The sequence below is a fragment of the Azonexus sp. genome, from assembly GCF_047638095.1.
GTDB lineage: Bacteria > Pseudomonadota > Gammaproteobacteria > Burkholderiales > Rhodocyclaceae > Azonexus.
On sequence record NZ_JBLJBW010000016.1, the window covers coordinates 41,702 to 52,042 of the forward strand.

Consider the following 10,341-nt stretch of genomic DNA (forward strand, 5'->3'; position numbering starts at 1 on the left):
GTGCGCCATGGAAACGACCCTGATTGCCGAGATGAAATTCGAGGCTGCGCTGGCCGAGCTGGAAGCCACCGTGGCCGCCATGGAAAACGGCCAACTCACCTTGGAAGATGCACTCGCCGCCCACCAGCGCGGTGTTTTCTTGATTCGCCATTGTCAGAATCGACTCGATGAGGCGCAGGCTCAACTGCGCATCATCGAAGCCGGACAGGTGCGCGAAGTCGAACGCAATTTTCTGGAATCGGCATGAACAGCGCGTTTACCGAATGGATGGCGGCCAAGCAAGCGCGCACCGAAGCCGCGCTCGGCCGCTTTCTCCCCGCCCGCGACAGCCTCCCGCAACGCCTGCACGAAGCCATGCGCTACGCCACCTTGGGCGGCGGCAAACGCGTGCGCCCGCTCCTGGTTTTTGCGGCCGGCGAGTTGAGCGAAGCACCGCCGGAACGCTTGGAGGTTGTGGCCAGCGCCGTTGAACTGATTCACGTGTATTCGCTCGTGCACGACGACTTGCCCGCGATGGACGACGACGTGCTGCGCCGCGGCCGTCCCACCTGCCATATCGAATTCGACGAAGCCACCGCACTGTTGGTCGGCGACAGCCTGCAAACCTTGGCCTTCGAACTGCTCGCCGGCCAAGCCCTGGGCGAGCGCCAAATCGAAATGATTGCCCTGCTCGCCCACGCCAGCGGCTCGCGCGGCATGGCGGGCGGCCAGGCGATCGATCTGGCCTCGGTCGGCAAAGCGCTGACGCAAGCTGAACTCGAACTCATGCATGCGCTGAAAACTGGCGCACTGATTCGCGCCGCCGTACTGCTCGGCGCGCTGGCAGGCCAGTCTTTGCGCGAGCAGGAACAACGCCAGCTCGACCGTTTCGCCAAACGCGCCGGCCTCCTGTTCCAAGTTGTAGACGACATTCTCGATTGCACCGCAAGCACTGCCACCTTGGGAAAAACTGCCGGCAAGGATGAGGCCGCCGACAAACCGACCTACATCACCCTGCTTGGCCTCGCCGGTGCTCGTGACTATGCAGAAAACCTGCGCCACGAGGCACTCATCGCCCTCTCCGGCTTTGGCGAGCGCGCCCGGCGCCTGACCGAACTGGCCGATTTCATCTGTCACCGGCCATTCTGACCCCCACCATGGCTTACCCTCTTCTCGACACCATCGACACCACCGCCGCGCTGCGCCGCCTGGAGCGGCGTCAGCTCAATGAACTCGCCGGCGAATTGCGTCAATTTCTGATCCACTCGGTGTCACAAACCGGTGGCCATTTGTCGTCCAATCTTGGCACGGTTGAATTGACCATCGCCCTGCACGCGGTCTACGACACTCCGCACGACCGCCTGGTGTGGGACGTCGGCCATCAGTGCTATGCGCATAAAATCCTCACCGGCCGGCGTGCTGGCATGGATAAATTGCGCATGCGCCACGGCATCGCAGGCTTCCCGAAACGCTGCGAAAGCGAATACGACACTTTTGGCGTCGGTCATTCCTCCACCTCCATCTCGGCTGCGCTGGGCATGGCCCTGGCCGCCAAGCACAAGAAGGAAGAACGCCAAGTCGTCGCCATCATCGGGGACGGTGCCATGTCAGCCGGCATGGTGTTCGAGGCCATGAACAACGCCGGCGTAGCCGATGCCGACATGCTCGTCATCCTCAACGACAACGAAATGTCGATTTCACCGCCGGTCGGCGCGCTCAACCACATTCTGACCCGCCTCACCTCCAGCAAAACCTTCAACGCCGCCCGCGAAGCCGGCCGCCACATGCTCGGTTTCGCGCCGCCGCTACTCGAACTTGCCCGGCGCGCCGAAGAACATGTAAAGGGCATGATTGCCCCCGGCACGCTGTTTGAAGAATTTGGTTTCCATTATTACGGCCCCATCGACGGCCACGATCTCGACGCCCTGATTCCCACGCTGGAAAACATGAAAGCGCTCAAAGGGCCGAAATTTCTTCATGTCATCACCAAAAAAGGCCACGGTTACAAACTCGCCGAAAGCGACCCGACCCTTTATCACGGTGTCGGAAAATTCGCCGCCGACCAGGGCATCGCCCCCACCGGCAGCGCCAAGCTCACCTACACCCAGATCTTTGGCGACTGGCTGTGCGACATGGCGCGCGCCGATTCCCGCCTGGTCGGCATTACCCCGGCCATGCGCGAGGGCTCCGGCATGGTGCGCTTTGCGCAAGAATTCCCGACGCGTTACTACGATGTCGGCATTGCCGAGCAGCACGCCGTCACCTTCGCCGCCGGGCTGGCCTGCGAAGGCTTGAAACCGGTCGTCGCCATTTACTCGACCTTCCTGCAACGCGCTTATGATCAGCTGATTCATGACGTTGCCCTGCAAAATCTGCCCGTGGTCTTTGCCATCGATCGCGGCGGCCTGGTCGGGGCGGATGGCCCGACCCACCACGGCAGTTTCGATTTGTCATTTACCGCCTGCATCCCCAACCTCCTCATCATGGCCCCGGCCGATGAGGCCGAATGCCGGCAGATGCTATCCACCGCTTACGCCTACGACGGCCCGGCGCTCGTGCGCTATCCGCGCGGCGGCGGCAACGGTAAACTTCCCGCGGCAGACCTCGAGCCCCTGCCCATCGGGCGGGCAAAAATCCTGCGCCAAGGCCGCGACATCGCGCTACTCGCCTTCGGCAGCCTGGTTCCGGCCGCCCTCGCCGCCGGCGAAGTGCTGAACGCCACCGTCGTCAACATGCGCTTCATCAAACCGCTGGATCGCGCCCTGTTGCAAGAAATTGCCGGGAACCATTCGTTCTTGGTCAGCATCGAAGAAAACGCTATCGTCGGCGGTGCCGGTTCAGAAATTGAACGGGCGCTGGGCGAGTTGAGCAAACCGAGCAGACCGGGCTGCCCTCCACGCCTGCTGCGCCTGGGCTTGCCCGACAGTTTCATCGACCATGGCGAACAGAGCCAACTCCTTGGCGAACTTGCTCTGGACGCCGCCGGCATCGTGCGCCAGGTGCGCGCCAGCACAGGATCTTGATCAATTTTAATTCATTACCATACAGAATAGGACAATGACCGCTACCTGCATCCCCGACGTACAAAGCTCCGCCGACACGCGCCAGATCGCCATCAACAAGGTGGGCATCAAGTCCATCCGCCACCCGATCAAGGTGCGCGACAAATCGGAAGGCACACAGCACACCATCGCCACCTTCAATATGTACGTTGGCCTGCCGCACAATTTCAAAGGCACGCACATGTCGCGCTTCGTGGAAATTCTCAACAGCCACGAACGCGCCATTTCGGTAGAAAATTTCCCCGCCATGCTGCAGGATATGCTGCTGCGCCTGGAAGCCGAAAGCGGCCATATCGAGATGAATTTTCCCTACTTCATCAACAAAACCGCCCCGGTTTCCGGCGTGCAAAGCCTCCTGGATTACGATGTCACCTTCATTGGCGACATCATCGATGGGCGCATTGAAGTCGCCACCAAGGTTGTCGTACCGGTGACCAGCCTGTGCCCCTGCTCGAAGAAAATCTCTGAGCGCGGCGCGCACAATCAGCGCTCGCATGTCACCGTCACGGCGCGCACCAATGATTTCATGTGGATAGAGGAAATCGTCCAGCTGGTCGAAGCCGAAGCCTCCTGCGAACTCTTTGGCCTCCTCAAACGCCCGGATGAAAAATACGTCACCGAGCGCGCCTACGACAATCCGAAATTTGTCGAAGACATGGTGCGCGACGTCGCCGCCCGCCTCAACGCTGAAACACGCGTCGTCGCCTATGTCGTGGAGTCGGAAAACTTTGAATCGATCCACAATCATTCGGCCTACGCCTTGATCGAGCGTGATAAATCACAAGCTTGAAAGCAGGTTTTGAGCACAACAAAAAAGGCGCCGTAGCGCCTTTTTTGTTGTCTTGCCGAAAAGTTTCGCACTGAAAGATCAGGCAGAAACCTTCTTCGCCGGCAATTTTTCCTTGATCCGTGCCGACTTGCCCGAACGCTCGCGCAGATAGTAGAGCTTGGCGCGGCGCACGTCACCACGACGCTTCACTTCGATGTTGGCAACCAGCGGCGAATAGGTCTGAAAGGTGCGTTCCACGCCTTCACCGGAGGAAATTTTGCGCACGATGAAAGACGAATTCAGGCCACGATTGCGCTTGGCAATCACCACACCTTCGTAAGCCTGCAAGCGCTCGCGTGCACCTTCCTTGACCTTCACCTGCACCACCACGGTGTCGCCCGGGGCGAATTCAGGGATGGTTTTACCCAGACGGGCAATTTCTTCTTGCTCAAGTTGTTGAATCAGATTCATGTGAGATCCTTGTTGTTGAAAATTACTCACCGCATTGCTCCGCGCTAAAAACTTCCGCGAGGAGTTGCGTTTCTTCCTTGGACAAATGACGCTGCGCCAGCCATTTGTCGAACAGCTCCGGGCGACGCTCCCGGGTTCTCCGTAACGCTTGTTGCAAGCGCCAGCGGCGAATTCTCTCATGGTTGCCGGACAATAAAACCTCCGGCACCCCTTGCCCGGCGTAAACCTCCGGGCGAGTGTAGTGCGGGCAATCGAGCAAACCGTTGACGAAAGAATCCTCAACGGCAGAAGCCTCATCGCCCAACACCCCCGGCAACTGGCGCACGATGGCATCGATCAAGGCCATCGCCGGCAACTCGCCACCGGACAAAACAAAATCCCCGAGCGATATTTCCTCATCGACACAGCGCCTAATCAGCCGCTCATCAACGCCTTCATAACGCCCGCACAACAAAACCAAACCCGTTCCTGCCTGGGCCAAGGCCGCCAGTTCCATCACCCGCGCATGACACAAGGGCTGCCCCTGCGGTGACAGATAAATCACCCGGCTTGCCTGCATTCCGGCTGCCGCCTGTGCGGATTTTGCTGCAGCAATCGCCTTTTCCAGCGGCTCTGCCTGCATCACCATGCCCGGGCCACCGCCAAAAGGACGATCATCGACCCGTCGCCAGGTGTTTTCTGCAAAATCGCGCGGATTCCACGCCTGCCAGACCCAACGCGTTTCTTCCAGCGCCCGCCGAGTGATTCCACTTTCCGTCAGCGCCGCGAACATCTCCGGAAAGAGTGTCACGCCGTCAACACGAATCACCAGTCGCGCTCCCAGTCGACTTCAATGGTGCCGGCCGCAACATCGACCCTGCCCACCACTGCCGCCACGAAAGGCAAAAGCCGCTCGAGAGCTTCTTCCCCCGTATCATCGACCACGCGCAAAACATCGTTGGCACCGGTTTCGATCAGACCGGCAACCTTGCCCAAAATCTCGCCGGCACGATTGACGACCGTCAGGCCGAGCAAATCGCCCCAGTAAAACTCATCTTCCGCCACCGCGGGCAAATCGGCACGCGGCGCACCCAGCAACATGCCACGCAAGCTTTCGGCAGCCGTGCGCTCGCTCACTCCAGCAAAAGCCACAATAAAACCATCACCGTGGCGCTTCAACCCGAGCAATTCATAGCCCTGCCAAGGTCCGCCTTCCTTACCTAGCTGCCAAACCGGCAACGTCTTCCAACTGAGCGGATCATCGCCAAAAGGCTGCAAACGTATCCAGCCGCGCACGCCATACGGTTCGAGCAAACGGCCGAGAACAATGATCTCGCTGGCAGGCAAGGTGTCTTACGCAGCCTGCTTGGCGTTTTGCTTGACCAGACGCGCCACCGTCGGCGACAACTGCGCGCCGTTCTTCAGCCAGTAATCCAGGCGATCGGTCGCAATCCGCAGACCTTCAGCCGCGCCGGAAGCCATCGGATTGTAGAAACCAATGCGCTCAACCGAACGACCATCGCGACGATTACGCGAATCGGTCACCACCATGTTGTAAAACGGACGCTTCTTGGCGCCACCACGAGCAAGACGAATAACCACCATGGGAATACTTTCCTAAGCAGGGAAAAAAGACGTGGGATTATAGCGGTTAGGCAAGAAAAAACAAGAGATCCGCGCCTGAATCGGATGCCGCGCCGGCGCAGCGAGGAAAGCCCCGAGCCGCTATTTTCTGCCGCGCTTTCTGCCTTCACACAGCCGCAGCCGGCCAGCGATGCCTTGTACGGCGCGGCGGCGCGCGGGCGGTATTCGATGCGGCTTAGAGGCAGGTCTCTGCTCTCCCGGAAAGGACGAATTGTGCTCCCGTCGCGCCGCGCGCAGAAGCCTGGCGCAAGCTCAGGGTTGCCCCGTTGGCCACGCACAGTTCGCGGGCAATGAACAAGCCCAGCCCGGTCCCCAGGCTGTGGGTGGTAAAAAATGGCTCGAATATCTGGTCGCTCAAATTCGCCGGCACGCCCGGGCCATCATCACTGACGCTGATCTCCACCCGCTCGCCGCTGACTGCGGCCACCACGCGCACCGCCCCGGGACTGCCAGTGGAATGACGCACGGCGTTGCCGATCAAATTCGACATCACCTGATGCAAATGTGCGCGATCAAAACAAAGCAACAAGGCCGGCGCAATATCGAAAACAACCCCTCCCGCCGGCCACAGGCCGACGGCTTGCGCATCTTCGGAAAAATACGCAAAAAATGGGGTGAGGGCAAGATTTTCCACCTGCGCTCGCTTTTGCCGCCCCAGCTCGAGCACATCGCTGACGATGCGATTCAAACGCAAGGTGTTGTCGCCGATGATGCGCAACAGGCGCTCGAAAGTCTCGCCGCGCCGCTCCTCATAGAGCAGTTCAGCGGCATGGCCAATCGCCGACAAGGGATTACGGATTTCATGCGCGATACTGGCGGTAAGCCGCCCCAGCGCGGCGAGTTTGAGCTGCTTGGCCTGTTCTTTGATGCGCTCCACATCCTCGATAAAAACCAGCACCTCGCCGCTACTGCTGCCGGTGGGCATAAACCGTGCGCCCAGTTCGGCATTGCCGGCACCGCTGATAAAAACACTGTCGCTGCTATAGCCCGCCAGCCAGTTTTGCAGCGCTGCGGCCAAGGGAGGCGCGTAGTTTTCGAGCTGCCTGGCGGTATCCGGCAAACCCAACAGGCGTGCCGCCATCGGGTTATGGCGCACGATCCGACCATCGTGCCCGAGAATCAGCACACCATCTTGCATCCGCTCGACCACCCGCTGATTGATGTGAATCTGGTCGGCCAACGCCACACCGCGCCGGCGCGCCAGCTCTTCATTGGCCATGATGCGCTGGCCGAGCAGGCGCGCCAGAATGGCCGTGGCAAAATAACCCGCAGAAATAAAACCGGCCTGTACGATGCTCGCCGGGTCCACCCCGCGCGTAATCACAGCCTCGCTTTGCATGAGCAATGCGGCAAAAGTTGCGAGCGCCGCATAAAAAAGCACCCACCGCCCTTGTCCAACGAGGCTGGCCGCCGCCAGCGAAACCAGCAAAACCAGACCAAAACCACTTTCAATGCCCCCCGCCAGCGCCATCAAAAGATTGATCAGCACGATGTCGGCGAGCACCTGCAGCGAGAGCTGGGAATTGAAATGTTTCTGCCACAGGCGCGCCAGCAACAGACCACCACCGCTGAGAACGAGATAGGTGATGAACAGGGTAAACAGCTCGGGCGAGGGCGGCAGCGAAAGCTGTACGTTCCATGCCCCCGGAAATACCAGGCCTAAAAGACAGAGTGCGCCAAAGGCCGCGCGTACGAAAAGAAAATACTGAAAGGAGCGCCAGTTCGCTTCCCAGGTGCCGGTCAGCCAGAGCGGAATGCTAGGCATCGCGGTGTTGCGGCGAACAAAAGTACTGCCCCTGCGGCCCAGGCAGGGCTTCACTTGCGGGCAAATAGACACCGCAACGCGCGCAGGCCAGCATTTTTTCCTCGCCTTCCTTTTGCGGCGGCTTCTGTGCCCTCGGCCGGCTGCCCGGGCGGCGCGGCGCATGCCAGGCCCACCAGACGACCCAGATCACGAGCAGCAAAAGCAGGTATTTGAGCATGACGAAAGCTTTAACTGACGGTGGGCGCAGCAGCCCAATCCAGAATCGGCTGCCATTGCTCCCGGTCCCGCTCGCTTTGGCTGGGCGGCAGGTCAAAAAGCGTCAACCCGGCTGCGGCGACCTGCACATAGCGCTGGGTATCGCGCAGATAGGCCAGCACCGGCAGTTCAAATTTTTCCAGAAACCGCTCCAGCTCGCCCGCTGCCCGCGTGCGCGCATCCACCCGCATGCCGATCACGGCCACGTCGGCGCGCCCCTTGCGCACGGCTTTTTCCGCCAAGAGCGCCTCAAGAAAAACCCGTGTCGCCCGCATATCGAAAATAGAGGGTTGCACCGGCACGATCACCCGCGCCGAAAGTTTCAATACTTTATCGAGCATCTTGCCGCGCAGCCCCGCCGGCGTATCGAGCACGACGTGGCTGGCCCCCTTGGGCGGGCGGGCGATGTGGTCATGACCGATGTCCCAGGTGCCAATCGCCGGCAAATGCGCCGGGCGGCTCGCCAACCATTCGCGCGCCGAATGCTGGCGGTCGATGTCGCCCAGCATCACCGGCGCGCCGGCGTGCGCAAAATAGGCGGCCAGATGCGTCGCCACGGTGCTTTTGCCGGAGCCCCCCTTGGGATTGGCCACGAGAAAGACTTTCACGCGCTTTTGCCCTCGCCTGCTTCTTGTTTGGCGAGAATACGGCGTACCAGATTGACGTGTTCGCGCAAGGTATACACCAGATCGGTAAAGCCCAAGGGGACGCGCAAGACGGCAGCTTCCTCATCGAGCGCATCGAGCCTGCGCCGATAATCTTGCGTGCGCGCCGGGTCGTAATGATTTTTCAGGTCGTCTTCGAGAAATTTCAATTCGCCATAACAGCGAAACACCTTGGCGCGTACCCGCCAGCTATAGAGCGCCGGAGCAATGCGCATCAATGGAATCAACAAGGCAATCACCGGCAAGAGCAGCACGAACAAACGATCGACCAGCACCGCCAGCCAGAAGGGCAGGTAGCGCTGCAGAAAAGGCGGGCCAGATTTGAAAAAGCGTTCGGCCTCGGCCGACAGCGGCAGCATGCCGTCCATGTAGGCGGGAAATTCGTTGGCAGTCTGGAAGAAGCCGGGCTTGCCATGCACCTGCCGCGCCGCCTGCAAGAGCAGGTTTTGCAAGGCCGGATGCAAATCTTCGCGGACCACCAGGCTGGCGGTCGGGGCCAGCACCCGGGTGTCCTGCGGCGGCAGATCGCGCACCAGATCGGCCACGCCCTGCGGCATGGTGAGCCGGGTCATGAAGGGATAGCGGCGCTCGTAGGCGAAGGATTGCGAAAAATTCATCAATTTCACCCCCGGCGAGCGCAGCAAAACCTGCACTACCGGCGCATGTTCGGCGGCGATCACGAAAGCGGCGTCGATGCGCCCCTGCTGCAGTTCTTCCGCTGCGTCCAAGCCGGAAATAGGAGCCGTGTTCTGGCGAAAATCGATGCCGTTATCTTCAAGCAAACGCTGCGCCAGCTGACGCACGCCGGAGCCTTCCTGCCCAATGGCCAGACGCTTGCCCTGCAAGGCCGACAGGCGGTCTATTACCGGCCCGCGGTAAAACACCCAGACCGGCTCGTAAAACATGCTGCCCAAGGACAACAGGTCAGGATAGGGCGATTCGGCGTCCGGGTCGTCTGCCGGCGCACTCGGCACCACCCCGCCTTGCACGAAGCCGATTTGTGCCTCGCCGGCTTGCAAGCGCTCCAGATTCTGTACCGAACCCTCTGAGGTGCGCACTTCCAGGGTGATGCCATCGCGCGCCAGAATTGCCGCGTAGCGCTTGGCAAATTGGTAGTAGGCACCGCTCTCGCCACCGCTCGTCATCACCACATGGCGCGGCGGCGCGGGCTCGACGAATTGGTAGGCAACGACGAAACCGATGCCGGCAATGAGGAAAATCCACCACGCCGTAGCGAAAAGATCACGCAGCGATAACAGCCCCGCCTTGATTTTTGCCATTCCGCTTCACCCGTAAAATTTGATTGCCCCGTGGCGACAGCGCCACCCCCTGTTTTCAGCCCAGCGCCTCAGCCGCCAACAGCGAGGATAGCACCGGCCTCGCCACTCATAAAGGCGTCAATTTGGCATAGTCGAGCGCCAGCCATTTCATGCCGGCCGCGCCGCCAAAATTGACCTGCACCCGCGCATCCGCGCCACGTCCCTCGCAGGCGACGATGACGCCGGCACCAAACTTGGCGTGCTCGACGCTCTGCCCGATCCGCCAAGTGCCAGCCGAGGTGCTGACCGCAGCGTCCCCGCCCGCCACACGCAAACCTGCAGATGCGCCCCCCGCCTGCGCCGCGCGGGTACGGTTCAAGCCCAGCAACAATTCACCCGGAATTTCGTCAAAAAATGGCGACGGCACGCAATAGCGCGTCTGCCCATGCAACATGCGGCTTTGCGCCGAGGAAAGGTAAAGCCGCTGGCGGGC

The 10,341-nt window shown here is 60.6% G+C and carries 12 protein-coding genes and 1 pseudogene; 4 read left to right on the forward strand and 9 right to left on the reverse strand.

Translation table 11 applies throughout. The features are described from left to right. The first annotated feature begins 7 nt into the window (after positions 1 to 7). The 4 genes from xseB to folE2 are packed head-to-tail and all read left to right on the forward strand — an operon-like array spanning position 8 to position 3,831. Positions 8 to 247 (forward strand): exodeoxyribonuclease VII small subunit, encoded by a 240-nt coding sequence (xseB, locus tag ACM62Q_RS06110; RefSeq protein ID WP_415034609.1) that lies wholly within the window; start codon positions 8 to 10, stop codon positions 245 to 247. Beyond that, the gene (locus ACM62Q_RS06115; RefSeq protein ID WP_415034611.1) at positions 244 to 1,128 is read left to right on the forward strand and encodes a polyprenyl synthetase family protein; all 885 of its coding nucleotides are present in this window, start codon (positions 244 to 246) and stop codon (positions 1,126 to 1,128) included. Before xseB ends, ACM62Q_RS06115 begins: the two co-directional genes overlap by 4 nt. A gap of 8 nt (positions 1,129 to 1,136) precedes the next feature. Beyond that, positions 1,137 to 3,002 carry a 1-deoxy-D-xylulose-5-phosphate synthase gene (gene dxs, locus ACM62Q_RS06120; protein WP_415034613.1) on the forward strand — a complete coding sequence of 622 codons (1,866 nt, stop codon included), beginning with the start codon at positions 1,137 to 1,139 and terminating at the stop codon, positions 3,000 to 3,002. A 34-nt stretch (positions 3,003 to 3,036) separates the two neighbouring features. Further along, positions 3,037 to 3,831, forward strand: a complete 795-nt coding sequence (folE2, locus tag ACM62Q_RS06125; RefSeq protein WP_415034615.1) for a GTP cyclohydrolase FolE2 — start codon at positions 3,037 to 3,039, stop codon at positions 3,829 to 3,831. 78 nt (positions 3,832 to 3,909) lie between these two features. On the opposite strand, the gene rplS is transcribed toward folE2, so the two are convergent. The 9 genes and pseudogenes from rplS to ACM62Q_RS06170 form a co-directional block, all read right to left on the reverse strand. Next, the gene (gene rplS, locus ACM62Q_RS06130) at positions 3,910 to 4,281 is read right to left on the reverse strand and encodes a 50S ribosomal protein L19 (RefSeq protein ID WP_415034617.1); all 372 of its coding nucleotides are present in this window, start codon (positions 4,279 to 4,281) and stop codon (positions 3,910 to 3,912) included. Between the two features lie 22 nt (positions 4,282 to 4,303). After that, the gene (trmD, locus tag ACM62Q_RS06135; RefSeq protein ID WP_415034619.1) at positions 4,304 to 5,089 is read right to left on the reverse strand and encodes a tRNA (guanosine(37)-N1)-methyltransferase TrmD; all 786 of its coding nucleotides are present in this window, start codon (positions 5,087 to 5,089) and stop codon (positions 4,304 to 4,306) included. Next, positions 5,086 to 5,607, reverse strand: coding sequence for a ribosome maturation factor RimM (gene rimM, locus ACM62Q_RS06140; protein ID WP_415034621.1), 522 nt, complete (start codon positions 5,605 to 5,607; stop codon positions 5,086 to 5,088). Before rimM ends, trmD begins: the two co-directional genes overlap by 4 nt. A gap of 6 nt (positions 5,608 to 5,613) precedes the next feature. Further along, positions 5,614 to 5,865 (reverse strand): 30S ribosomal protein S16, encoded by a 252-nt coding sequence (gene rpsP, locus ACM62Q_RS06145; protein WP_415034623.1) that lies wholly within the window; start codon positions 5,863 to 5,865, stop codon positions 5,614 to 5,616. A 214-nt stretch (positions 5,866 to 6,079) separates the two neighbouring features. Continuing rightward, positions 6,080 to 7,669, reverse strand: coding sequence for a sensor histidine kinase (locus tag ACM62Q_RS06150; RefSeq protein WP_415034625.1), 1,590 nt, complete (start codon positions 7,667 to 7,669; stop codon positions 6,080 to 6,082). Beyond that, complete coding sequence (locus ACM62Q_RS06155) at positions 7,662 to 7,886, reverse strand: PP0621 family protein (RefSeq protein ID WP_415034627.1); 225 nt, start codon at positions 7,884 to 7,886, stop codon at positions 7,662 to 7,664. The genes ACM62Q_RS06150 and ACM62Q_RS06155 overlap by 8 nt, the downstream gene beginning before the upstream one ends. A gap of 10 nt (positions 7,887 to 7,896) precedes the next feature. Then, on the reverse strand, positions 7,897 to 8,532 hold the full coding sequence (locus ACM62Q_RS06160) for an AAA family ATPase (protein ID WP_415034629.1): 636 nt from the start codon (positions 8,530 to 8,532) through the stop codon (positions 7,897 to 7,899). Beyond that, on the reverse strand, positions 8,529 to 9,869 hold the full coding sequence (locus ACM62Q_RS06165) for a TAXI family TRAP transporter solute-binding subunit (protein WP_415034631.1): 1,341 nt from the start codon (positions 9,867 to 9,869) through the stop codon (positions 8,529 to 8,531). Before ACM62Q_RS06165 ends, ACM62Q_RS06160 begins: the two co-directional genes overlap by 4 nt. A gap of 106 nt (positions 9,870 to 9,975) precedes the next feature. Further along, a pseudogene (locus ACM62Q_RS06170) lies at positions 9,976 to 10,341 on the reverse strand (DNA helicase II); the annotation flags it as partial.

What these genes read in the sequence shown, in the direction of transcription:
- xseB (WP_415034609.1), top strand. Translation starts at nt 8, where the DNA reads ATGGAAACGACCCTGATTGCCGAGATGAAATTCGAGGCTGCGCTGGCC.
- ACM62Q_RS06150 (WP_415034625.1), bottom strand. Translation starts at nt 7,669, where the DNA reads ATGCCTAGCATTCCGCTCTGGCTGACCGGCACCTGGGAAGCGAACTGG.
- folE2 (WP_415034615.1), top strand. Translation starts at nt 3,037, where the DNA reads ATGACCGCTACCTGCATCCCCGACGTACAAAGCTCCGCCGACACGCGC.
- dxs (WP_415034613.1), top strand. Translation starts at nt 1,137, where the DNA reads ATGGCTTACCCTCTTCTCGACACCATCGACACCACCGCCGCGCTGCGC.
- ACM62Q_RS06155 (WP_415034627.1), bottom strand. Translation starts at nt 7,886, where the DNA reads ATGCTCAAATACCTGCTTTTGCTGCTCGTGATCTGGGTCGTCTGGTGG.
- ACM62Q_RS06165 (WP_415034631.1), bottom strand. Translation starts at nt 9,869, where the DNA reads ATGGCAAAAATCAAGGCGGGGCTGTTATCGCTGCGTGATCTTTTCGCT.
- rplS (WP_415034617.1), bottom strand. Translation starts at nt 4,281, where the DNA reads ATGAATCTGATTCAACAACTTGAGCAAGAAGAAATTGCCCGTCTGGGT.
- ACM62Q_RS06115 (WP_415034611.1), top strand. Translation starts at nt 244, where the DNA reads ATGAACAGCGCGTTTACCGAATGGATGGCGGCCAAGCAAGCGCGCACC.
- rpsP (WP_415034623.1), bottom strand. Translation starts at nt 5,865, where the DNA reads ATGGTGGTTATTCGTCTTGCTCGTGGTGGCGCCAAGAAGCGTCCGTTT.